This is a genomic window from Maribacter sp. UBA3344 (assembly GCF_002362375.1).
GTDB classification, from domain to species: Bacteria; Bacteroidota; Bacteroidia; order Flavobacteriales; family Flavobacteriaceae; genus Maribacter; species Maribacter dokdonensis.
Genome location: NZ_DERI01000028.1, coordinates 23,904 through 45,591, shown reverse-complemented (window position 1 = coordinate 45,591; position 21,688 = coordinate 23,904). Strand labels below are relative to the sequence as shown.

The window sequence follows — 21,688 nt, the reverse complement described above, 5'->3', positions numbered from 1 at the left end:
ACGTTTAATCTAAAATTTAAAATATGAACAATAGTGGAAATACATTATTAGCAATTATTGCAGGTTCTGCCATTGGTGCAGCCTTAGGAATTCTTTATGCACCGGATAAGGGTGAGAATACAAGAAGATTAATTGCAGATCAAGCAGCATCTACAAGAGATAATTTTACAGAAAGTGCTTTAGATCTAAAGAACAGAGTAGTATCAAAAATGTCTGATGAAAGAGAGACTTTAGATACCAGGGTAGAATCTTTGGTTTCTGATATAAGTTATAAAACCGAAGATGTTATTTCAACATTGGAGAAAAAATTGGCCGAGTTGAAGACCAAAAATAAGAAACTGCAGAAAACAGTATAAATGGGAGTAATTGATTCACTTAACGAAACGTCTAATAAAGCTATTGATGTAGGAGAGGTTTATTATAAAAAAACCCAAGAATACTACAGGCTAAAAGTGTTTCAACAATTAACTATGACCACTGGTATGCTGCTGAAAACAGCTGTATTTGGTGGTCTTGGTTTTATGGCACTTGTTTTTATTACGGTTGCCGGTGTTGTGTATTTGGCAAAAATCATTGATAGTATGGTAGGCGCATGTCTAATTGCCGGTGCTTTCTTTATCCTTTTATTGATATTGGCCTATTTATTTAGGAGCAAAATTGATAATCTGTTGGTGAAAAAGCTGTCGGTCAAATTCTTTAATTAAATAGAGCTATGTATAAAAATTTTGAGGAAGTAGAGTTTCATTTAAAGCGCTTGAAATTAGAGCGTGAAATTGCTTTAGAAGAACTTAAGGGCATAAAGAATGACGTAAAACAAGATTTGAGTCCGTACAACTGGGTTTCCACTGCAATCTCCGCTGCCAAAAAATTTGGAATGCTTTATTTGGTACGTAAAGTGGTCAAATAAAATATATAACCATTTGAAAAGCATAAAAAAAGCACCTCATTAAATGAGGTGCTTTTTTTATGTGTAATGTTTGTTGATGTTATTCTTTGGTCCAAGCATCTAACATCCAACTTACTTTTTCAATTTCGCCAATGTATCCACCGATCATATCAATGGTTCCTTCATCGCCACCAGCCTCTGCAACTTTAACAACCTTGCTCATTTGCTTTAATAAGGTCTCATGCTGATCAAGTATATTTTTTACCATTTCGGTATCAGAGATTAGGGAAGACGTTTCTTTGATGGACGACATTTCAAAATATTTTGAAAATTCACTGGTTGGGTTATCTCTTAACGTTAAAATACGTTCAGCTATTTCATCAATTTTTATTCTAGCGTCTGTATACAGCTCTTCAAACTTAATGTGTAGGTCAAAAAAGTTTTTACCGGACACATTCCAGTGATAGCCTCTTAAGTTTTGATAGTAGAGATTGTAATCTGCCAACAATGTATTTAATTCATTGACAATTGGTTTAATATCCTTTGATTTTATATCTAAGTAGCTCATAAAAATTTGTTTAATTGTTTAGTACAAAATTAATAATGTTAACGGTAGGGTGTTGACCCAGAAAGCTTAATGATCAACATTTTAACCTTTTTTAACGTTAGTAGTGTTATTAAGGCTTTACAAGGGGCTTTAGGTTAATGTATGAATAGTTTATTTCACCAACATGTTCATACTCGGTAGAGTTTTGTTTTAAGGAACCCCAATCAAATTGATCATCCAAATTGTTCTCTTTGTAGAAATTGGTCAAGCCTTCGGTAAACAATAAATATTCGTTCATTCTTACCTTATTCTTTAAAAGCTTGTGGGCAATGATAAGGTCTTCGCCAAACAGCTTAATGCTGTTGCCAACCTTGGTCAATGCTATTTCTTTTCCATAATGCAGGATTATTTTAAGACCTAATATTTCAGGTATGGAAGCGGCATCTTTGTTTTTCTTATATTTTTCTCTCAACGCATCCAATTCCTTGTAGAATTCAGTGTAGAATATTCTACACTGTTCAATGAGTGCTTGTAATGATGGCATTTCTCCAGTCTTAAAAAAGAGTACGGCATCGCCTTCAATTTCAGAAACTTTTAATCCAATCTTATTCGTGTAGATAATCTGATTTAAAAGCGCAGGAATAATTTTTGAACTTAGCTCAAAATCCGTTTCGCTCATAAATTCAGTAAAGCCACTAATGTCTGGTATACAAATTAACATGGGTGATCCTTTCATATGCGGCAGTATAAAGATATTGGGGCAAGGTAGAAAACTTCTATTATCAAAAAGACCTCGTTTCATAAAAATGATATCACAATCCAACTAGCAAATGAAAAGTCATTTAGGCTATAAAACAGTTTTTTTGGGCACTAAAAAGATGACCGCATTATTTATTTTTGTTTCATGATATATTAAAAAGAATAAACAAAAAATTAATACCTTTCACTTTACTTCTCTAAAATGAATTATTCAGAACTATTGGCTAGTGAGCCCCATGATATTGCTGCACATATGCAATTAAAATATGTAGATAGAGAAGCCTTGACCATACAAAGGGTGAAAAAAAAAGACAAGTTTCTGTATTTGCTGAAGAATAAACCTTTGCAAAAAGAAACTGAACTAAAAAGGATAAAAAAGTTAGTAATTCCACCTGCCTGGCAAGAAGTTAAAATAGCATCGATAGCCAACGCACATTTACAAGCAGTGGGCTATGACTTAAAACATAGATTGCAATATAGGTATCATGAACTTTGGCTAAGGGTAAGAAACCGTACCAAGTTTTTGAGAATGCACCATTTTGGGCAGGCATTGCCCAGTATACGCAAACGGGTAGATGAAGATCTACAATTAAAAGGTTGGCCAAAAGATAAGGTGCTAGCACTTATAGTTAGGTTAATGGAAGAAACGCATATTCGTATAGGTAATCAACAATATGCCAAAAGAAACAAGACCTATGGGCTGTCTACACTTAGAAACAAGCATTTAAAAACCAGTAAGAACAAATTAAAGTTTGAGTTTACGGGTAAACGGGGCAAGAAACATAACATCACCCTAAATAATAGACGATTACGCAGGTTAGTACTGCAGTGCGAAGAAATACCCGGCTGGAATCTTTTTCAGTTTTACGATGAAGATGGGGTTAAAACAAATGTCGATAGTGGTATGGTCAACGAATATTTACAAGAGATCAGCAGAGACCTATATACGGCAAAAGATTTTAGAACCTGGTCTGGCACAATTATATTCTTTGAATCATTAATGGAGAATGAGCCGACAAAAGACGAAAACCAACTAAAAAAGAATATTATAAAAGCCTATGATGCTACTGCCAAAGCACTCGGTAATACTAGAAATGTTTGCAAAAAGTATTATGTACACCCATTTGTGGTCAGTTCGTATGAAAAAGGTGAATTAGATGAGGTTTTTAAAGGTTTGGAGAATAAGTCATCATCAGAATACCAAACAACCGCAGAGAAGGCATTAATCAAATTGATATCCGATTTTAACCCTTTACTAGACCTGTCAAGAAAGAAATAGCGTATAATTTATTATTGGTTTTCAATTAATCTGCACGTTCAACCTCACTTTCACTTTTTAGAACAAAATCACCATCTTCTTGCTTAATATATAGCGCTTTGTCGTCATCGCTATCATTTCTGGTTACTTCGTTCCCTTTTATGGTCTTTGTGGTTTTAGATGTATACGTTTCTTCTACAGTACCTTCTGCAGTACCATTACCCCATGACCATTTTACTACTGTACCTTTTCTAATCATACCTATTTATTGTTGTTTGTGCATTTCCATCACTTCTAGTTTTTTGGAGAACCAGTGATGGAAATTACCTTTTTCAGGGGCACAAACACGAGAACTAAAATTTGATATTGCAATTTCTATAATATTTGAAATTATTGTGTGAAATGCCGCATTTATTTTTTGCTCTAAACACCTGAATATTAACCCAATTCAAAGGAGTTAATGGATCTTTTTTTAAGGATAAAAAGAACCAATGATCACGTATATATTTGATATCAAAACAATGCGATGATAGATTTTGTTATAGGGATATCGATAATAATAGGTCTAGGTTATCTAGGTTTTTTGGTAAACGAATATTTGATCGATAATACTGTTGATGATTTGGGCAAAACCCAAAGAGATGAGTTTTGCGAAATTGATTTAGATCATATGTTGATGTATTCCGATCAAAGCAAGGCGAAAGATTTGAACGAGCTAAAAAGAAAATTACAAGATTTTAAAAACAGAAATAAATTTTACAAGATGTAATAGTGATCAACATCTTTAAAAAAGAGGTCACGTAATTAAAACTATATAAAATGAGTACATATACAGAAGAAGTTGGAAATAAATTAAATGAGTTGTTGGAGAAAACCTATGATGCCGAGAAAGGCTTTAAAAAAGCGGCCGAAAATACTGAGAATCCTCAATTAAAGGCGTTTTTTGAATCAAAGGCAAAACAACGTTATGATTTTGGTCATGAGTTAAAAACAGAGATTAGGTCATTTGGTCAGAAAATTGATAAGGGTGATAGTATTACCGGTAAAGCACACAGAGCTTGGATGGACGTTAAAGCCTTATTTTCACTTGATAATGCAGAATCCATGTTAGAAGAAGCTATTAGAGGTGAAAAAGCAGCTATTGAAGAGTATGAAGATGTATTGGAAGATACCTCCTTACCGTCTACCACGGCTACAATTTTAAGAAGTCAAAAAGAGGCGATCAAAAATGGTTTGTCCAATATTAAAATTTTAGAAGACGTACGATAAACAATAGTGTTTAAACTAATGAAAGAGGCTTATTTAAGCCTCTTTTTTTTGGATTGTATGCAAGAATTTAAGGAGTACATAAACTTATTTTTAATGCGTCATCATTTTTAGTTTCTGCAATAAGAGATCCTTGCTAAATAACTGAACTTTATGTCTAAAGCAAAAGATTGATATGTATTTTAAAATTTCGAATACAGCAAAGATGAAGGAGATAGAGCGAGACGTAAATGCTTTGTTCAAATATCCCAATTTATATACCCCCCAAGTTGTTATCAGCGGTCTAACGGAAGTGTCTATACCCATAGTAACCATGGATGAGCCAAACACCATATCTTTAGCTATCTGGGGTCTATTGCCCAGTAGTTTTAATGAGGATTGGGAGCTTTTTCAAAAACTGAACAATACACTCAATATACCCACCCATAAGATGGATACTGAAATCTGGTATCATGATTCTTTTTTAAACAGAAGGTGTATAATACCCGTTACAGGTTTCTTTACATCAGTACTAAGAAATGGAGAAATTTATCCGTACCACGTTAGTAGAACAAACGGTGAAATATTATACTTGGCAGGTATTTATACCATTTTGGACGATGGGTTTTTAACATGTTCGTTACTTACAGGACCATTGGAAGAAGAGGTTATAGACTATCAGAATTTAGTGGATTATATGCCTAGCATTATAGACCATGAAGATAAACAAGAATGGCTATCTGGTGATATTTCAGTAGAACAAGCTAAAACATTATTAAGACCACCGCATAAAACAGATCTTGCGGTAAGACCGATCGCTAAAAGTCTTTTCAATCAAGACATATCATACGATAGTATGCTCAACTCTTGCGAGTATCCTGAAAATTAACGTATAGATGAGTTTTTGTTCTTTATATGCTTTCTATACTCGGTAGGTAGTATATCATATGCTTCAAAGAAAATTTTAGAGAAATAACTTCTACTTTTAATTCCTATGGCATAGACTATTTCTGAAACGGAGAGATCGGAATTTTTTAGATAATTCTTAGAAATTTCAAGCTTTAAAGATCGTACATACTCATTGACCGTTTTTGAATATAAAATTTTAAAACCTAATTGTAATTTTTTAGGGCTTAGTCCAGACTCTTCACTTAAGGTGGTAATTGATATATTCTCGGATATATTTTCAATAATATAGGTGGTCAATTTGTGAATTTTTAGAATATCCTCTTTAGAAATAGCTTCAGGTAAATTCATATTTTCTTCAAAATTTTTATGTTCTAATAATTGCAGAGATAGTATAAGATAGACCCTACCCTCTAGTGATAAGGATCTTAGCATAGCGTTGTCAATATCTATGTTGTTGAGCAATTTTATTTCTTCCGCAATTCTTAGACTATAACTACCACCGTGCTGAAAAGCGGTGTCGCATTCATTGTCATTAAAAATTGAAACCAATAATTGATTTAATTGCGAAATGTCATTGTTCTTTTTTTGTAAATATTCTTGACGTTCTACCCGTATAAAATTGATCTTTAAATGCTCACCTTTTGGAAATAGAAATGTTTTTTTGGCATTTCTTTTATGAGAGATAATCGTATTTTGAAACTGCTTAAGCCTATTGAAAGCATCGGTACAGTTTTCGCTATACTCAAAATAGCCTTTTGTAATAAAAATGAATTCAATTGGCGATAGTTCATCGGTATCAAACACAATTTTTACATCTTCATTGAGCTTTAAGTCACAATCAATTAGAGATAGGCCCCAATTAAAATCAATGGTTCTCAGCGTACCTTTTCCTGTGCTATTATTGAAGGTTATGATTTTTTCGCCCCAGTCACCTTTAAGTTCACCCTGCAAACACGTTTGTATCTGGGTAAAAATGTTTTCTGACTTAGTACTATTTATAATCAACTCCCTCATTGTTTTATCATTGGTATACACTGGTAATTGTATACTACAAAACAACTGTAAAAAGCAGAATTAGGTTAACACTTTTGAAATGTTAATTGACACAAATGGGTGCTTTTAATTTTGTATGAAATGTTAAAAAATGAATGAAAGCAACTTTGATTAAATTTAAAAAGCATACCTAAATAGCAGTGGTATCATCTTTTTTCTTGGTGGTCTCTAATTTTTGCATATACTGTTTTGGCGACATAGAATATCGTTCTTTAAACAATTTAGAAAAGTAACTTCTAGAGTTTATTCCAATTCTATAGGTGATTTCAGTGATGTTCAAATTGGTATTCTCCATTAAATGCCTAGCTTTTTCCATGCGTTTATTTTGAGAATATTCTTTGACCGAAAGTCCAAATAAGCTTTGAAAACCGTTTTGTAGTGTATTTTGATTTAAGCCTACTTTTTTTGAAAGTGTTAAAACATCTGGTGCCTGGTCTAAACTTTCATCTATAATATTTGCGGCATTTTCTATTTTAACAACGGTAGACTGTCTAAGAATTGTTCTTTTTTCGCTTGGGGAGGCGTCATCTACATATTGCCTTAGATGGTGCGCCAGTATTTCATAGCACTTACCTTCAATAAATACACTTTTTGTAAAACCTTGATCTTCCGTTTGGTTGATTTCCTCAATACATTTTGCAATATCAAGGCTATAATGGGCTTTGTGAAAAAAAAGGTTAATACCGTTAACATCTCTAAACAGACCCTCTAGGTCTTCGTTCATTTCCGGTAAAAAAGACTCAATTTTTTCTTCGAACAATTTTCTATTGATCTCTAGGCTAAAAAAGCAAACAGGTTCTTTGGCTTTAAGTGTAAGTACATTTCCGTATTTACTGTTACAAGAAAAAATGGCACTTTCTAAATGCTTTATTTCTGTTTGTTTTTCTTGGCCTTCAAACTCATGCCAAATACTCTTTTCTCTGTTGAATACAATTTCCAATGGCTGCACTAAAGATTGATTAAGTACAAACCGTGTGTCTTTCTTAAGGGTAATATCAACATCTAAAATACCCACACCATGAGAAAAACTAATTGCTTTTATATGACCGGTACCAGCCTCTTTAGGGATATCCATACAAATTTCATTGTTCTCTTCCCTATAATCAACATCTAATCTGTGGGCAATATCCTTTACGACATCAACCACGTTCAACTCCTTAAACTCTTTTTTTGTACCCATACTAATTGGATTATGTGTACAAGATAAGTCAATTTACGAAAGGATATTTGGCTTATTAAAGTTTTAGATTAACACAAAAATGTAGGTAAAGAATTATATGTTAGTCAATTAACCATATTGTTTGGATGAGTTAAGATTTAATTTTTTACAACCAAGCAAAACAGGGTATTAGTGTCATTTTTGTATCAACAATAATGAAATACTGTTTAGAACATTTCATTATGAACAATCAAAATATTAACCTAATTATTAAAATCTATATTATGAAGAAGTCACTATTAATGTTCTTATTTGCTATTATGACTGTGAGCGTTGCAACCAGTTGTAGAGAAGAAAAATCAGCAGGAGAAAAAATGGAAGAAGGTATTGAAGATGTTGGTGATGGTATTGAAGACGGTGCAGAAGAAGTTGAAGATGCGGTAGAAGATGCTACTGACGACAACTAGTATAAAAATTGCTATGAAATTTAAAGCCAGATAGATTTTCTATCTGGCTTTTTTATGTTTGGCCTTTAGGCTATTCTTTTTTGCCATTGCTGGTAAGTACATCTACCAGGCCATCTTGTAGGTTTATCCACAAATAATTGAAAAACGATTTATGTTGTGTGCGTTCAACGGAAATTGTACCATACCTAAAACCGTTTTCATCAGCTTTTGAGCCATCGTTAACAAATAAATTACCAATAAAGGAAAGCACCTTTTTTACACCGTTTCTTTCTTTGTTCAACAACTGAAATTTAAAATCTTCATATCGCATTTTGATGTCTCCGCTAGAGGTGTATTCATCACCCGATATGGTAAAATAGAGTTGTTCAATGGTTCCGGTAGTTTGGGTTCTTAAGTTGGGTACAAGAAAATCGTTTAGCTTTTCAGTATAAAAATTTGAAAGCTTGCCAGATATTAAAAAAGAATCATGTGGATCGTTCACTTTGAACTTCCAATCTAAGTGCAGTGCACCGGCATCCATTAAATTAGCGTTTAGCTTAATGTTTACTGTATTGTTAACTGTTTTCAAATTGGATAGATTATTAATATCTGCATTTAAATTGGTAAAACGTAAAGCACCCGCTTTTACATTATTGGGTGCATCTTCTTTATAAACAATTGTTCCTTGTTGAATTAAAATGGTATCTATTGCTATTATAAAGGGTAGTCTTCTTAACAGTGTACCGTAAAGAGGCTTTGTACTAAAATCTTCCAATGGAGACTTATCCCTATAAATTTCTAGGTTGGGCTCTATGAGTTTTACTTCTTTGAAATTAATTTGAAGTGAATCTTTGTTGGCCACATAATTGTGATCGTTGATAGAAATAGCCGGAATTGTTAAGCTTACATGATCTCTCTCATAGGTAATTTGCTTACTGAGTTCTGCTTTAGAATATTTGGTTAAAAGAGAAATATCAGTCATGTCTATAGAAGAATTGTTCATCACTAAAGAGGCCATTTGCAGATTTTCGTATTCCCCAAGGGGAGCTTTAAATTGCGCTAATTCTATTTGATAATTAGAAAATGTAAACGGAACATATTTGGTAATTGTCTCGGGGTCGGTAGCTACATCTTTTAAATGAAGACCTAAAGATGCTACTGAAATGAGTTCAATTTCTTCATTGGCGTCCCAAATTTCCACAACACCAGATTCGAACTTTAATTCTTCAACAAAAATTTCTTTCAAGAGATTAATGGGATTGCTTTTGTTGGCAACTACGTTGTTAGGGTCTTTTGGGCAAGTTTTAAAATGAAGATGAGGTGTTGACAGTGTCAAGGTTTTTATATAAACAGACTTTTGAAAAAGTATTTTCCAGTAACTAAATCCTTCAATGGAAAGCTCGTTGGCATTTACTCTTATTTCGCACGAAGAGGTTTGCTTGCCTAAACTGACTACGGCAACGTCGGAAAAAGCAATGTTGCCCTCTAATAGGTTTATTGAAAGTTTATCATATGAAAAATTAATGTGATCGGGTACTTTTCGCTCTAAAAAACTGATAATCTCATGTTTCATTTTCCATTCGGCAAGCATATAACCACCTATGGAGAAAATGAGAATAACAACTAGCCATTTTAAAATCTTTGACATAAGGTAAAAGTTAGAGCTTAACAAAAGGTAAAGCACCTATTTGTTGAGAAGTAAATTCTAAAATGGGATTTAGGACCTTGTTACTTATAAGGCTTTTCTATACCCGCGCTATCAGGGTCCATATATTGTTTAAAATCCGATGCGCTGGTAAGTTCTATGAAATCTTTTCCTTTAATGACAATGGCATTTTTTAAAAGACTAGGTTTTTTATCTAAAATTTTCAACCAACCATCATCATCTAAATTAACGGTTTTATCGCCATACTCATCCTTAAAATCCGGGTGGTCGGTATTTATCAATTCAGAGATGGTCTTGCCTAGGCCATCTGCCAGCTCTGCCCATTGGGTGCCGGTGACATTTGTCTTAGAGATATCTATTGTTAAATGTTCTTTACCAGAAGATTCCACGTAAGCGTTCAATTGCTTACCAATTGAATTTTCTGAACTGTAATAAAGGGTTATCTGTTTTTTATCCATAGCAATTACTCCCATCACTTTTTTTTAAAAGTACTCACAACCACAACGAGTAATTAACTCGTTTAAAACTAAAAATATCTTGAAAGGTTAATTAGGGTGTACACCGCGCGATTTTATAGTATATTGTTGATAAACAATTTATAAGGTGGTGAATACTTTTTTTTGGGTTGCATATATAGCGGTAACGCTGTGGAGTATCGTCAATATTATTTTCAATGGATCAAGGGCAACTAAGATGATTAGTTGGTCTTTGTCTGTTATAATATTTCCTTTTTTGGGTCCGCTGTTATACTATTTGTTCGGTATTAACAGAAGAAAGTTCAAGCTGTTTAAATTAAAACAAACAGAGAAAAGACGATTATATTCTGAAACCTATAAAGAGTTGGAGGGCGGCGAACAAAGCGTTCATGATTTTGATGACTACAAGAGAGATAAATTAGCATCACTAATAAGAAAGAACAGTTATTTTGCCCCTTATGAAGGTAATGAGGTAACCTTGCTCAATAGTGGAGAAGAAGCCTTTGGTGCCATATTCAAAGCTATTAAAGGGGCTAAGAAATTCATACACATCCAATACTATATTTTAGAAGATGGAATGTTGTTAGACAAGTTCTATGAACTGTTCAAAGAGAAGGTAAAAGAAGGTGTAGAAATTAGAATGTTGTATGATTCTTTTGGTAGCAATTCAATGCGTGGTAAAAGAGTACAGCGATTTAAGGATATTGGGGTCAAAGCATTTTCAACAATGCCCATTCGTTTTGGAAACCTCTTGTTTACCCTTAACTATAGAAATCACAGAAAAATTGTAATCATAGACGGTAACGTTGGTTTTACCGGTGGTTTCAATGTGTCCGATAAGTATATGAAGCCAGTGTCAGAGCTGGGAATATGGCAAGATTTGCATGTACAGATCAAAGGACCGGCAGTAAATAGCTTGCAGCGTGTTTTTGTAAAGGATTATCATTTTGCAGGTAAAGAAGAATTATTGCTACAGGATAAATATTTTCCCAAAGTAGACTCTTCTGGCAAAACGGTTGCGCAGATTATTTCAAGTGGACCAGATTCTAGATACCCTGCAATTATGCAGCAATATTTGGCAATGATCAATATAGCCACAAAGAGTATTTGCATTGCCAACCCTTATTTTATCCCTGGTGAGCCGGTCTTGGAAGCCATAAGAATCGCGGCATTGAGCGGAATACAGGTCACATTGTTGACCCCTAAGATTTCAGATTCATTGTTGGCACAATATAGTATGTTCTCCACTTTTGAAGCATTGCTTGAAGTGGGCGCCAATATATATTTAAGACCAGATTTTTCTCATAGCAAGGTCATTATTATTGATGGGGAAATAGTATCGGTAGGCTCAGGTAATTTTGATTACAGAAGTTTTGAGCACAATTTTGAGACCAATGCTATTTTATACGATAAAGAAAAAGCATCGCATATAGAAAAACTATTTACAAAACACTGTACGGAAGAAGTCAAAGTAGATTTAGAAAAATTTAGACAGAGGTCACCGTTCAGTAAATTTTTAGAAGGGCTTGCTAAATTCTTTAGTCCGCTTTTATGATTACACCAGAATCCGTTAAAAAATTAAACTATTTAATCTTATTTATATTCAGTTTCCCTATGGTTGCATCTGCACAACATATAATTCCAGAAGTAATAACCCAAGAAGCAAAAATTGCGCTTTCCCATTATCCGGAACTTACAGATGTTGCTATTGAATTTAAGTTCAAGAAGAACATTAAAAAGTCTACCATGCAGGCACAACCTTCTTTTTGGAGTGTTTTTAAATCAAAGAAAAAAAGGTCATATAAAATATTGATAAGCGAAAGAATAAAAATAGCCGATTCTGTGTACTATACCAAAGACATTCCGTCAGAAATTATGATCGGATGGTTGGGTCACGAACTTGGGCATGTGATGGATTATCAACAGCGCAGTGGGTTGAATTTAATCGCATTTGGGTTTAAATATATAACCTCTAAAAATTATATACGTGAAGCAGAACGCCGTGCAGATTCTTATGCGGTAAACCACGGTATGGAAACCTATATACTAGCTACAAAAGAGTTCATTTTAAAGAAAGCTGGCTTAACCCAAAAATATGTGGATAGAATTAAGAATTTCTATCTATCCCCAGAAGAAATAATGGTATTGGTAGAAGAGAGAGACGCCGCGCTTAACGAGTAGCTTAAATATTATGATGTTTTTTAACGAACTCTTCCCACTCGGCAAACTTTTCCTCTTTCATAACTCGCTCCATTTTTACTTGTCCGCCTTTCTTTTTGTTACTATCGTTCCAATCGTAAAAAACTTCTGGATCTACGGTGAAAACCTTCACTCCTTTCAAAGCTTTAGACCTGGCAACCTTGTAATTTTTATTGGCAGCTTTTAATGATTCGTCAAGTTTTTCCGCAATCTTTTCAGGGTTTTGAGTAGCGGTAGTGCCTAGGTACCATGTATGGTAAAAACCATCTTCGTACTTTTTTGCACAAAGGGTGTATTCCGGCACTTCAATGTCAAAAGTTTCCATGATATCTTGTAGCGCATCATCCAATTTATTGACAGATAACTGTGAACCCACGGTGTTTAAGAAAAATTTGGTGCGCCCCGTAATTTTTATTTCGGCACGTTCCACATCTGTAAATTCTATGGTATCTCCAATTAGGTAACGCCAAGCACCGCTGACCGTACTGATAATGAGCACGTAGTTCTGTCCTTTTTCAACTTCAGAAAGAGTTAATGATGGTGCATCTTGAGCAAGAGAACCATCTTCAAGAATATAATCTGGATCAAAAGGAACAAACTCAAAATAAATACCATTGTCGGTCACCAACTTCATGGCATCGGTTTCTGGTCTTGCTTGAAAAGCAATAAACCCTTCAGATGCCAAATAGGTATCAATTACCGTAACGGGTTTGCCCATTAAGGCGTTAAAACTCTTTTCGTAGGGACCAAAAGCTACGCCACCAGAAGTGTAGACCTGTAGATTGGGCCATATTTCGTGGATGTTTTTAAGGTTGTGTTTTTTAATGACCTCCTTCAGCATTAGTTCTATCCAAGAAGGAATTCCGCTTAACGCTCCTATATCCCAGTCAGCAGCCTTTTCGGCAATCTTTGCAACACGTTCGTCCCAATCATCTATTTGGGCAATTTCCTTTCCAGGTTTATAATAACCACTAAACCATGACGGAATGTTACTGGCACTAATACCACTGATTTCACCTTCTAAATGATCATCGTTTTCAACCAAATCCGTAGAACTGCCCAGCATTAAAATGCCGGTTTCAAAGAAATCTGCCGGAAGATCGAAGTTTGAAATGGCCAGCACCTGCTTTATACCTGCCTGTCTTATGGCATCTATCATGGCATCTGTTACGGGAATACGTTTACTTGTTTTTCCGGTGGTGCCAGAACTCAGTGCAAAATAATCGGGACTACCCGGCCATGTGACATCGGTTTGTCCCTCATGTAATTTATGCCACCAAGCGTCATTGATTTGATTATAATCAAAATAAGGAACAGCATTACGAAATGCCTGTTGAGGGTTGTTGCTCTCTAGAATATCTTCAAATGCATACGCTTTACCAAAAGAAGTGTCTTTTGCCGTTTCCAATAGGTTTTGAAGCACAGCCTTTTGATCTTCAATAGGGTTGTCTTCACCGGTAATTTTATCGGTAACATTGATAATCCCTTTAATAAAGTTTCCTATGATATTCATGAGCCAAAAGTATTTCTAGATTAATGCCTATAAAGGTAGTTTGGGGTAGAGATAAAGATTAACCCTAATCTGAAATATGTGGACTTTATTAGGTTGGTGGACAAAGCGTTATCTTAAAATTATAAATAGCTAGAAATTCAACTATATAATATGTCTTGAAAATTATACTTTAATAATTCTTATTTACGTTCAATCGTAACCCAGGAATTATCAAATCCAATTGCATCGAGTATTTTGGTTTTGTCAAGCTTTTCTGGTTGCTTTATTTTTAATATCAAAGTTTTCTTTGGGACTTGCTCAGTTATTGTAAATTGAGATCCGTGAGGTTGCCATGTAAAACGCTTATTTTGGCTTTTATGCTCAGCACTTTTATCATAACCTTCTAAATTCCCATTCCTGTTCCAAATAAACTCATACTTGTCTGAATCATACCTTATAGTATCAAATTCGAAAACCGCTACTTGGGTTAAATCGCTTGATTTGACAAGCACAACTGTTCGAAGATGCTTAAATTTTTCGCGAATTGCAGATACTCTTTCGTTCCAAATTTCTAGAACCTGCTCTCCAATTATATTTGGATTTGCACTTGTGTCTATTGTTCCTCCGTAGGAATAAACAGGTGAATTTCGACCTGATATAAGCCGGATACTTTTTAAGTTTTTAAAGTCCTTAATATTTGATTTTACGGTTTTTGCCCCCCAAGCGGTATTGCCCATGACAACATCATCTAAACCAACATTAGAAGGTTTCCAATCTGCTCCAACACATTTAGCAAAAATTTGTTCCCATTCATCGCCTTGTAAATCTGCCCTACCTTTACTTGCTAGTAAATAAACAATTTCTTGACCTAATGTATATGGGAAATCAGCATTAAATTGATTTAATGGGTAAGCAGAAATAGACTTAGATACTGTTCTTAATTTTGGTGATAATTTTGCCATTAACTAGGATTGTATTTTAAATCATATTCTCTAAGTACCGTGGCTTGATCTAGACTCTTTGCAACGTATGGTAGAAGTTTATCAACAACTGCCTTAATCATATTTACAGGTACAGCGTTTCCAGCCTGTTTTTTTGCTTGAGCATCACTAACTTTTATCTCATACCAATCAGGAAACCCTTGTAGTCTAAACATTTCCCTAGGTGTCAATCTTCTTTCTCCATTTACTAAAAGATAATTATGAGAAGCACCTGAACGAAGTGCGCAAGAATATGGATATGAACAAATATTACCAGATTTATTTTCATGCCAAATCGATGGGTAATAAGATGATTTATGTTTCTTTTTTCTTTTTTCTCTTATATAATCAGATGCAAAATACTTATCATCAACTTCTTGTTCTAAAATCTTATTTAATGATATGTAAGGTTTTTCTGGGGTCGGAAAAGTAAACATTATGGGCTCACGATGACCAACGATTACTACTCTTTCGCGTTTTTGAGGTAATCCATAATCTAAGGCATTTAATACACTGTATTGAACATGGTAACCTATATCTGTTAATGATTGAACGATTACTTTTAAAGTTTTGCCGCCATCATGCCCTACAAGTTGTTTTACATTTTCTAAAATAAATGCTTTTGGTTTTTTCTCTTTTATGATACGGGCAATATCGAAAAATAATGTTCCTCTTGTGTCATCCATACCTTTCATTTGTCCAATGATGCTAAATGGTTGACATGGAAATCCTCCAAAAAGAATATCATGGTCTGGAACATCTTTTTCATCAATTTGAGTAATGTCGCCTGCAGGTCTTTCTCCAAAATTAGCCTCATAGCTATCTTGTGCATATTTGTCTATATCAGAAGAAAACACGCATTCAGGTTGAATGTCATTTTCCTCACAAGCGTTTTCAAAAGCTACTCTAAAACCTCCAATTCCGCAAAATAGGTCTATGAATTTTAGTTTTTCGTTGTACATATTGTAAAGATAATTAAAGATAATTAGCTATTATATTATTTTATAAATCTAAATATTTAAGTCAATGAATGTTGCTGAAAAAAACGAAAACACTAACTAAGCATAATAAGCACGGCACCTACAGCGGTCAAAACCAAAATCATTTTTCTGAAAAATGCTTCTTTAATGTATTTAATAAATTTGACCCCTACGAAGAAACCCAATAGAATGCCAGGCAAGAGCATCAAGTTTAATTGTAACGACTCTACGGAAATGGTTTTCCAAACAAAAAAGTGAAAGGGTAGTTTAATAATGTTTATGATCAAGAACAACCAAGCCGCAGTGCCAATAAAATGGTTTTTAGGTAGGCGCATGGCTAAAAAATAAATATTGGAAAAAGCTCCCGCCAAATTTCCCACCATGGTGGTAATACCTGCAATGGTACCAATAGATCCTGCAAACGACCAATGTGATGGTACGTTCTTATCTTTTTTACGGTCCCAATAGAACATCATACCTACGGTAATGATGATGATGGTGGCCATTGCTATTTTAAAAAACTTCTCAGGCAGCCCATTACCGACAAACACCCCTATTAAAAGTCCGACCAACATCCATGGTAGTACTTTAAAAACATATTTCCATTGTGTGTATCGGTTATAGTAAATTACTGCAAAAATATCGGCGAGAACCAGTAACGGTACTACCATACCCGTAGATTGTCTTGCGCCAAATGCCAACGCCATGATCGTAACGTTTAAAACGGCAATGCCTTTTATTCCCGCTTTGGATAATCCTATGATAAAGGTGGCTATAGAAGCAAGAATCCAGGCCGTTGGGGTAATTTCAGAAGTTATTGATAGTAGCACGTAGTACGTTTAGCGTATTAGATATAAAAATGTCCTAAAATAATATATCTTTAACAACCAACCTAAAACCAACTTATGGAACTCAGTACATTAGACTATGCATTTATTATAGTTTTCTTCTCTCTTGTCCTAGGAATAGGAGTATATGTGTCAAAAAAATCAGGTAAGAACTCTTCAGAATTTTTTCTATCGGGCCGTACTATGCCGTGGTGGCTATTAGGTCTTTCAATGGTAGCGACGACATTTTCAACGGATACCCCCAATTTGGTGACAGATATTGTTCGTACTAACGGAGTTTCGGGGAACTGGGTGTGGTGGTGTTTTTTGATTACCGGTATGTTGACCGTTTTCGTTTATGCCAAACTTTGGCGTAAATCTAACGTAAATACAGATTTAGAGTTTTATGAAATGCGCTATGGTGGTAAGCCGGCCAGTTTTTTAAGAAAGTTCAGGGCAGTTTATTTGGGCGTTATCTTTAATGTGATTACCATGTCTGCGGTAACTTTGGCAGCAATTAAAATAGGTAGTATAATGCTGGGTCTAGAACCATGGCAAACCGTGGTCAGTGCAGGTCTTATAACGGTTACCTTTAGTGCCTTAGGCGGATTCAAAGGTGTGGTATATACAGATTTCCTTTTGTTTTTTGTTGCCATGGCCGGTGCCATAGGAGCAGCATATTATTTAGTGAATATTCCTGAAGTTGGAGGAATTGAAGCTTTAATGGCGAATGAAAATGTAACAGAGAAACTGAACATATTGCCAGATTTCAGTAACAAGAAAGCATTGATAACTTTATTCATAATACCGCTAGCCGTACAGTGGTGGAGTTCTTGGTACCCAGGTGCTGAGCCAGGCGGTGGTGGTTATATTGCTCAACGTATGTTGGCGGCAAAAGATGAGAACCATGCTATTGGGGCAACCTTCTTTTTTAATATTATGCACTACGCATTAAGACCTTGGCCATGGATTTTAGTGGCATTGGCATCTATTGTAGTTTACCCAGATTTGGCGAGCATACAGGAAGCTTTCCCAAATGTAACGGCAGATAAATTAGGTCATGATTTAGCATATTCGGCAATGTTGACCAAACTACCAAGCGGATTGTTAGGAGTTGTTTTGGCATCTTTGGTGGCGGCCTACATGAGTACCATTAGTACCCAATTGAACTGGGGCTCTTCATACATCGTTTATGATTTTTATAAACAACAGATTAATCCTAATGCATCTGAAAAGCGATTGGTGGCGGTAGGTAGAATTTCAACCGTAGTATTAATGATATTCAGTGCGGCACTGGCATTATTGCTACAAAATGCATTACAGCTGTTCGATGTGCTATTGGCATTCGGAGCAGGTACAGGGTTGATTTTTATACTTAGATGGTTCTGGTGGAGGATTAATGCATGGAGTGAGATTACGGCAATGTTTGCATCGGGTATTATTTCTATCATCTTAAAATTAACTCCCGTAGGTACTTATTTATTTGCTACCGAAACAGGTTTGCTGCCAGATTGGTCAGAGTATATATTTATAGTAGTGGTAACGACCATTATTTGGTTGATCGCTACATTTATGACGCAGCCAGAGTCTAATGAAACGTTGAGAAGCTTCTACGGAAAAATACAACCAGGTGGACCGGGTTGGTCCAAAGTAGTTGATGAAGCAAAAACCGATGCAGTGGAAATTGTAAAGGATAAAGAAAAATGGAGCGTACCTGCAGGGGTTACCGCAATGTTATTAGGTGTATTATTGATCTATTCGATCATGTTCGCTACGGGATATTGGATCTATGGCAGAACTACCCAAGCAATCGTATTAACGGTTGTTTCAATAATAGCAGGTGTATTGCTGGTAAAAGCATGGAATCGCTTAAAAGGCAATATTTTATAAGATCAGCATGAAGAAGGACAGAATTGTTTCGGTCGACATCTTTAGAGGAGCTACCATACTGTTAATGGTATTGGTGAATACACCAGGAACATGGTCAAATGTGTACGGGCCTTTTTTGCATGCAGATTGGCACGGTTATACACCAACAGATTTGGTTTTTCCGTTCTTCTTGTTCATTGTTGGTACATCAATAGCCTTTTCCTATAAGAACAGAATTGTTGATGCAAAAGCATATAAAAAAATTGCGATCCGGGCATTGAAGTTAATTGCTTTGGGTCTTTTCTTAGGGGCATTTTTAATTCATAACCCATTCTTTAAAAAATTCAGTGACATTAGATTTCCTGGGGTATTGCAACGTATAGGAGTGGTATTCTTTTTAACAGCTATTTTGTTTATTAACCTAAGTTGGAAAAAACTAATTTGGGTAACGGGGGTATTACTAATAGGATATTGGTTGTTAATGACGTTCGTTCCTGTAGAAGGAGTGACATCCACCTTGGAAAGAGCACCCAATAATTTGGCAAACTGGATAGATGTAAAAGTTTTTGGTACGCATAACTATAAGGCAGATTACGATCCAGAAGGCTTGTTAAGTACAGTACCAGCTATTGCCAGTTCTTTATTAGGGGTATTTACAGGATTGATACTAACCGCTAAGCAAGAAAAGAAAGCCACTATTCTAATGGGCATAGGCGGTAGCTTCTTGATCATAGGGCATATGTGGGATCTAGTGTTTCCCATTAATAAAGCACTATGGACAAGCAGTTTTGTATTGGTCACTGCAGGTTGGGCAAACCTTATTTTGGCACTTATATATTACCTGACAGATGTAAAGAAAATTGAATTTGGATCTATATTCAGATATGCAGGAGCAAATGCTATTGTAATATATTTTCTTTCTAGCTTTATTAGCAAGGTGATGGGTCAAATACAAGTGGGCGACACCTCATTACACGGTTGGTTGTTTCAAAAAGTATATGTCCATGACTTTCTTGCACTAGAAACTTCATCCTTATTATATGGGCTAAGTGTAGTACTGTTCTATAGTCTTTTGGGCTATATCCTATATCAGAAAAAGATATTTATAAAGGTGTAGCAATAGGCTTACTTAATCATCAATTTTGCTACGTACTTGCCAATAACATCAAATTCCAAGTTTACAATGGTGCCCGGTTTATAGGTGTTAAACCTAGTGTGTTCGTAGGTGTAAGGTATAATGGCAACTTCAAAGGTATTCTTGCCAGAATTAACAACGGTTAAGCTTGTACCATCTATAGTAATAGAACCTTTTTCAATAGTGGGGTTACCAGTTGCCGCATCATAGGTGAAAGAGAAAATCCAGCTTCCATTATCTTCTCGAACACTTGTACATTCCCCGGTCTGATCTACATGGCCTTGAACAATATGCCCATCTAACCTAGAGCCCAAGATCATAGCACGTTCAAGGTTGACCGTATCATTTATCTTAAGTGTATCAAGGTTGGTTTTACTCAACGTTTCGGCAATTGCGGTAACCGTATAAGTAGTATCCGTAAGGCTAACGACAGTTAAACATACACCGTTATGAGCTACGCTTTGATCAATTTTAAGCTCTGGAGTTAAACTAGATGCTATCGTAATGTCCAAGTTGCCACCTTTAGGTTCAAGAGCGGTGACCTTACCTAATGTTTCAATAATTCCCGTAAACATGTGTCGTTTAATTTAAGTAATTTTGAAAATTCAAAATTGAGTACAAAGGTACAGATTATCATGGACGAAAATAGGAAAATAAGGTTAGGTATCTCTATAGGAGACTTAAATGGTATAGGTTGTGAGGTCGCTTTAAAAACATTCGAGGACAGTAGAATGTTAGATTTTTGCACACCGGTTATTTTTGCCTCAAATAAAACCGTTTCCTTTCAAATGAAAGAATTAAAATTAAATATTGCTTTCAATGGTATACCTCATGCTTCAAAAGCAATAGATAATAAAATCAATATTGTAAATGTTTGGAAAGAAGTGCCTAGGGTTGATTTTGGTCAAGCGACCAAAGCAGGTGGCGAGTATGCTATTAAATCATTAAAAGCAGCAGTGGAAGCTTTAAAGAATGGAGATATAGATGTATTGGTAACGGCACCCATCAATAAGAACAATATACAATCTGAGGAGTTTAATTTTCCAGGGCATACAGATTTTTTAGCGCAAGAGCTAGAAGGTGAAAGTCTAATGTTTATGGTTACAGATACGTTAAAGGTTGGTTTGCTTACAGATCATGTGGCCGTAAAAGATGTATCTGCCGCTATAGTACCTAGGTTAATACGTGATAAGATCAACACCATAGAGAAATCATTGAAAATGGATTTCGGTATTCGCAAGCCAAAAATAGCTTTGTTGGGTATTAATCCGCATAGTGGTGATAATGGAGTAATAGGCAAAGAAGATGATGAAGTTTTAAAACCTGTCATAAAAGAAATGGCCGAAAAGGGACATTTGGTCTTTGGTCCATATTCTGCCGATAGTTTTTTTGGTTCTGACGCCTATAAAAAATTCGATGCTATTTTAGCGGCATATCACGATCAAGGTCTTATACCTTTTAAAACAATATCGTTTGGGCAAGGAGTCAATTTTACCGCCGGATTGAATAAAGTAAGAACTTCACCCGATCACGGTACCGCATTTGAGATAGCTGGTAAAGGTGTTGCAGATGAAAGTTCTTTTAAAGAAGCTGTGTTCATGGCATTGAACATTTTTAAGAACAGAACAGAATATCAAGAGCTAACACAAGATGTATTAAAAAAGCAGCGTTTAAAGAGAGAACGTTAAATTTTGGTACAATAAAAAAGTTATAAAGATAAATAGTTGATAACTATTGTCTTTTATTAAAATAATAGTATCTTTGCACCCGCCTTTTATGGGCGATTAGTGTTAATTTAAGTG

The 21,688-nt window shown here is 35.1% G+C and carries 25 protein-coding genes; 13 read left to right on the top strand and 12 right to left on the bottom strand.

Annotated features, from left to right (window positions below; translation table 11 throughout):
* Positions 1 to 23: 23 nt before the first annotated feature.
* From B2Z27_RS16875 to B2Z27_RS16865, 3 genes are read left to right on the top strand one after another with little or no spacing between them, the layout of a single operon-like run.
* Entirely contained in the window at positions 24 to 356 is a 333-nt protein-coding gene (locus tag B2Z27_RS16875; protein WP_058104646.1) for a YtxH domain-containing protein, read from the top strand.
* A complete protein-coding gene (locus B2Z27_RS16870; protein WP_058104647.1) occupies positions 357 to 704 on the top strand; it encodes a hypothetical protein in 348 nt (115 codons plus the stop codon).
* A gap of 8 nt (positions 705 to 712) precedes the next feature.
* A complete protein-coding gene (locus tag B2Z27_RS16865) occupies positions 713 to 907 on the top strand; it encodes a hypothetical protein (protein WP_036150676.1) in 195 nt (64 codons plus the stop codon).
* A 79-nt stretch (positions 908 to 986) separates the two neighbouring features.
* Here the strand turns inward: B2Z27_RS16865 and B2Z27_RS16860 are convergent, their stop codons facing one another.
* Positions 987 to 1,454, bottom strand: a complete 468-nt coding sequence (locus tag B2Z27_RS16860; RefSeq protein ID WP_058104648.1) for a Dps family protein — start codon at positions 1,452 to 1,454, stop codon at positions 987 to 989.
* Positions 1,455 to 1,563: 109 nt separating this feature from the next.
* A complete protein-coding gene (locus tag B2Z27_RS16855) occupies positions 1,564 to 2,169 on the bottom strand; it encodes a DUF2652 domain-containing protein (RefSeq protein ID WP_058104649.1) in 606 nt (201 codons plus the stop codon).
* 225 nt (positions 2,170 to 2,394) lie between these two features.
* On the opposite strand from B2Z27_RS16855, the gene B2Z27_RS16850 reads away from it, so the two are divergent.
* Positions 2,395 to 3,471, top strand: coding sequence for a DNA topoisomerase IB (locus B2Z27_RS16850; protein ID WP_286814532.1), 1,077 nt, complete (start codon positions 2,395 to 2,397; stop codon positions 3,469 to 3,471).
* 25 nt (positions 3,472 to 3,496) lie between these two features.
* On the opposite strand, the gene B2Z27_RS16845 is transcribed toward B2Z27_RS16850, so the two are convergent.
* The gene (locus tag B2Z27_RS16845; RefSeq protein ID WP_286814531.1) at positions 3,497 to 3,709 is read right to left on the bottom strand and encodes a DUF2945 domain-containing protein; all 213 of its coding nucleotides are present in this window, start codon (positions 3,707 to 3,709) and stop codon (positions 3,497 to 3,499) included.
* A gap of 267 nt (positions 3,710 to 3,976) precedes the next feature.
* On the opposite strand from B2Z27_RS16845, the gene B2Z27_RS16840 reads away from it, so the two are divergent.
* The 3 genes from B2Z27_RS16840 (at position 3,977) to B2Z27_RS16830 (ending at position 5,584) form a co-directional block, all read left to right on the top strand.
* The gene (locus tag B2Z27_RS16840) at positions 3,977 to 4,219 is read left to right on the top strand and encodes a hypothetical protein (protein ID WP_215996923.1); all 243 of its coding nucleotides are present in this window, start codon (positions 3,977 to 3,979) and stop codon (positions 4,217 to 4,219) included.
* A 50-nt stretch (positions 4,220 to 4,269) separates the two neighbouring features.
* Positions 4,270 to 4,719, top strand: a complete 450-nt coding sequence (locus tag B2Z27_RS16835; protein ID WP_286814530.1) for a ferritin-like domain-containing protein — start codon at positions 4,270 to 4,272, stop codon at positions 4,717 to 4,719.
* A 202-nt stretch (positions 4,720 to 4,921) separates the two neighbouring features.
* Positions 4,922 to 5,584 carry an SOS response-associated peptidase gene (locus B2Z27_RS16830; RefSeq protein ID WP_286814529.1) on the top strand — a complete coding sequence of 221 codons (663 nt, stop codon included), beginning with the start codon at positions 4,922 to 4,924 and terminating at the stop codon, positions 5,582 to 5,584.
* On the opposite strand, the gene B2Z27_RS16825 is transcribed toward B2Z27_RS16830, so the two are convergent.
* Positions 5,581 to 6,618 carry a helix-turn-helix domain-containing protein gene (locus tag B2Z27_RS16825; protein ID WP_286814528.1) on the bottom strand — a complete coding sequence of 346 codons (1,038 nt, stop codon included), beginning with the start codon at positions 6,616 to 6,618 and terminating at the stop codon, positions 5,581 to 5,583. The two genes, B2Z27_RS16830 and B2Z27_RS16825, sit on opposite strands and share 4 nt — an antisense overlap.
* 169 nt (positions 6,619 to 6,787) lie before the next feature.
* On the bottom strand, positions 6,788 to 7,837 hold the full coding sequence (locus B2Z27_RS16820; protein ID WP_286814527.1) for a helix-turn-helix domain-containing protein: 1,050 nt from the start codon (positions 7,835 to 7,837) through the stop codon (positions 6,788 to 6,790).
* 263 nt (positions 7,838 to 8,100) lie between these two features.
* Between B2Z27_RS16820 and B2Z27_RS16815 the strand changes: the two genes are divergently transcribed.
* Positions 8,101 to 8,283, top strand: a complete 183-nt coding sequence (locus B2Z27_RS16815) for a hypothetical protein (protein ID WP_071342534.1) — start codon at positions 8,101 to 8,103, stop codon at positions 8,281 to 8,283.
* A 70-nt stretch (positions 8,284 to 8,353) separates the two neighbouring features.
* On the opposite strand, the gene B2Z27_RS16810 is transcribed toward B2Z27_RS16815, so the two are convergent.
* Positions 8,354 to 9,910, bottom strand: coding sequence for a hypothetical protein (locus B2Z27_RS16810; RefSeq protein WP_286814524.1), 1,557 nt, complete (start codon positions 9,908 to 9,910; stop codon positions 8,354 to 8,356).
* Between the two features lie 80 nt (positions 9,911 to 9,990).
* Positions 9,991 to 10,401 (bottom strand): arsenate reductase family protein, encoded by a 411-nt coding sequence (locus B2Z27_RS16805; protein ID WP_058104657.1) that lies wholly within the window; start codon positions 10,399 to 10,401, stop codon positions 9,991 to 9,993.
* A 133-nt stretch (positions 10,402 to 10,534) separates the two neighbouring features.
* On the opposite strand from B2Z27_RS16805, the gene cls reads away from it, so the two are divergent.
* Entirely contained in the window at positions 10,535 to 11,959 is a 1,425-nt protein-coding gene (gene cls, locus B2Z27_RS16800; RefSeq protein ID WP_286814521.1) for a cardiolipin synthase, read from the top strand.
* Positions 11,956 to 12,585 carry a hypothetical protein gene (locus B2Z27_RS16795; RefSeq protein ID WP_414673383.1) on the top strand — a complete coding sequence of 210 codons (630 nt, stop codon included), beginning with the start codon at positions 11,956 to 11,958 and terminating at the stop codon, positions 12,583 to 12,585. The genes cls and B2Z27_RS16795 overlap by 4 nt, the downstream gene beginning before the upstream one ends.
* A 1-nt stretch (position 12,586) precedes the next feature.
* Here B2Z27_RS16795 and B2Z27_RS16790 read toward each other — a convergent pair whose 3' ends face one another.
* The 4 genes from B2Z27_RS16790 to B2Z27_RS16775 form a co-directional block, all read right to left on the bottom strand.
* Positions 12,587 to 14,116 carry a GH3 family domain-containing protein gene (locus tag B2Z27_RS16790; RefSeq protein WP_286814519.1) on the bottom strand — a complete coding sequence of 510 codons (1,530 nt, stop codon included), beginning with the start codon at positions 14,114 to 14,116 and terminating at the stop codon, positions 12,587 to 12,589.
* A gap of 179 nt (positions 14,117 to 14,295) precedes the next feature.
* The gene (locus B2Z27_RS16785) at positions 14,296 to 15,057 is read right to left on the bottom strand and encodes a hypothetical protein (RefSeq protein WP_286814517.1); all 762 of its coding nucleotides are present in this window, start codon (positions 15,055 to 15,057) and stop codon (positions 14,296 to 14,298) included.
* On the bottom strand, positions 15,057 to 16,037 hold the full coding sequence (locus B2Z27_RS16780; protein ID WP_286814516.1) for a DNA cytosine methyltransferase: 981 nt from the start codon (positions 16,035 to 16,037) through the stop codon (positions 15,057 to 15,059). Before B2Z27_RS16780 ends, B2Z27_RS16785 begins: the two co-directional genes overlap by 1 nt.
* 92 nt (positions 16,038 to 16,129) lie before the next feature.
* The gene (locus B2Z27_RS16775; RefSeq protein ID WP_071340706.1) at positions 16,130 to 16,885 is read right to left on the bottom strand and encodes a sulfite exporter TauE/SafE family protein; all 756 of its coding nucleotides are present in this window, start codon (positions 16,883 to 16,885) and stop codon (positions 16,130 to 16,132) included.
* A 75-nt stretch (positions 16,886 to 16,960) separates the two neighbouring features.
* On the opposite strand from B2Z27_RS16775, the gene B2Z27_RS16770 reads away from it, so the two are divergent.
* A complete protein-coding gene (locus B2Z27_RS16770; protein ID WP_286814515.1) occupies positions 16,961 to 18,772 on the top strand; it encodes a sodium:solute symporter family protein in 1,812 nt (603 codons plus the stop codon).
* Positions 18,773 to 18,779: 7 nt separating this feature from the next.
* Entirely contained in the window at positions 18,780 to 19,868 is a 1,089-nt protein-coding gene (locus B2Z27_RS16765) for an acyltransferase family protein (protein ID WP_286814514.1), read from the top strand.
* An 8-nt stretch (positions 19,869 to 19,876) separates the two neighbouring features.
* Here the strand turns inward: B2Z27_RS16765 and B2Z27_RS16760 are convergent, their stop codons facing one another.
* Positions 19,877 to 20,461: a riboflavin synthase gene (locus B2Z27_RS16760; protein ID WP_058104662.1), complete on the bottom strand. Its 585-nt coding sequence runs from the start codon at positions 20,459 to 20,461 to the stop codon at positions 19,877 to 19,879.
* Between the two features lie 60 nt (positions 20,462 to 20,521).
* Here B2Z27_RS16760 and pdxA point away from each other — a divergent pair, with 60 nt between their 5' ends.
* Positions 20,522 to 21,574, top strand: a complete 1,053-nt coding sequence (pdxA, locus tag B2Z27_RS16755) for a 4-hydroxythreonine-4-phosphate dehydrogenase PdxA (RefSeq protein ID WP_286814628.1) — start codon at positions 20,522 to 20,524, stop codon at positions 21,572 to 21,574.
* Positions 21,575 to 21,688: the final 114 nt, after the last annotated feature.

Excerpts from the sequence above, each read along its gene's own strand:
- B2Z27_RS16855 (WP_058104649.1), bottom strand. The coding sequence starts at position 2,169 with ATGAAAGGATCACCCATGTTAATTTGTATACCAGACATTAGTGGCTTT.
- B2Z27_RS16840 (WP_215996923.1), top strand. The coding sequence starts at position 3,977 with ATGATAGATTTTGTTATAGGGATATCGATAATAATAGGTCTAGGTTAT.
- B2Z27_RS16795 (WP_414673383.1), top strand. The coding sequence starts at position 11,956 with ATGATTACACCAGAATCCGTTAAAAAATTAAACTATTTAATCTTATTT.
- B2Z27_RS16830 (WP_286814529.1), top strand. The coding sequence starts at position 4,922 with ATGAAGGAGATAGAGCGAGACGTAAATGCTTTGTTCAAATATCCCAAT.
- B2Z27_RS16815 (WP_071342534.1), top strand. The coding sequence starts at position 8,101 with ATGAAGAAGTCACTATTAATGTTCTTATTTGCTATTATGACTGTGAGC.
- B2Z27_RS16760 (WP_058104662.1), bottom strand. The coding sequence starts at position 20,461 with ATGTTTACGGGAATTATTGAAACATTAGGTAAGGTCACCGCTCTTGAA.
- B2Z27_RS16835 (WP_286814530.1), top strand. The coding sequence starts at position 4,270 with ATGAGTACATATACAGAAGAAGTTGGAAATAAATTAAATGAGTTGTTG.
- B2Z27_RS16845 (WP_286814531.1), bottom strand. The coding sequence starts at position 3,709 with ATGATTAGAAAAGGTACAGTAGTAAAATGGTCATGGGGTAATGGTACT.
- B2Z27_RS16875 (WP_058104646.1), top strand. The coding sequence starts at position 24 with ATGAACAATAGTGGAAATACATTATTAGCAATTATTGCAGGTTCTGCC.
- B2Z27_RS16780 (WP_286814516.1), bottom strand. The coding sequence starts at position 16,037 with ATGTACAACGAAAAACTAAAATTCATAGACCTATTTTGCGGAATTGGA.
- B2Z27_RS16870 (WP_058104647.1), top strand. The coding sequence starts at position 357 with ATGGGAGTAATTGATTCACTTAACGAAACGTCTAATAAAGCTATTGAT.
- pdxA (WP_286814628.1), top strand. The coding sequence starts at position 20,522 with ATGGACGAAAATAGGAAAATAAGGTTAGGTATCTCTATAGGAGACTTA.
- B2Z27_RS16850 (WP_286814532.1), top strand. The coding sequence starts at position 2,395 with ATGAATTATTCAGAACTATTGGCTAGTGAGCCCCATGATATTGCTGCA.
- B2Z27_RS16770 (WP_286814515.1), top strand. The coding sequence starts at position 16,961 with ATGGAACTCAGTACATTAGACTATGCATTTATTATAGTTTTCTTCTCT.
- B2Z27_RS16820 (WP_286814527.1), bottom strand. The coding sequence starts at position 7,837 with ATGGGTACAAAAAAAGAGTTTAAGGAGTTGAACGTGGTTGATGTCGTA.
- B2Z27_RS16805 (WP_058104657.1), bottom strand. The coding sequence starts at position 10,401 with ATGGGAGTAATTGCTATGGATAAAAAACAGATAACCCTTTATTACAGT.
- B2Z27_RS16785 (WP_286814517.1), bottom strand. The coding sequence starts at position 15,057 with ATGGCAAAATTATCACCAAAATTAAGAACAGTATCTAAGTCTATTTCT.
- B2Z27_RS16790 (WP_286814519.1), bottom strand. The coding sequence starts at position 14,116 with ATGAATATCATAGGAAACTTTATTAAAGGGATTATCAATGTTACCGAT.
- B2Z27_RS16865 (WP_036150676.1), top strand. The coding sequence starts at position 713 with ATGTATAAAAATTTTGAGGAAGTAGAGTTTCATTTAAAGCGCTTGAAA.
- B2Z27_RS16765 (WP_286814514.1), top strand. The coding sequence starts at position 18,780 with ATGAAGAAGGACAGAATTGTTTCGGTCGACATCTTTAGAGGAGCTACC.
- B2Z27_RS16810 (WP_286814524.1), bottom strand. The coding sequence starts at position 9,910 with ATGTCAAAGATTTTAAAATGGCTAGTTGTTATTCTCATTTTCTCCATA.
- B2Z27_RS16825 (WP_286814528.1), bottom strand. The coding sequence starts at position 6,618 with ATGAGGGAGTTGATTATAAATAGTACTAAGTCAGAAAACATTTTTACC.
- B2Z27_RS16860 (WP_058104648.1), bottom strand. The coding sequence starts at position 1,454 with ATGAGCTACTTAGATATAAAATCAAAGGATATTAAACCAATTGTCAAT.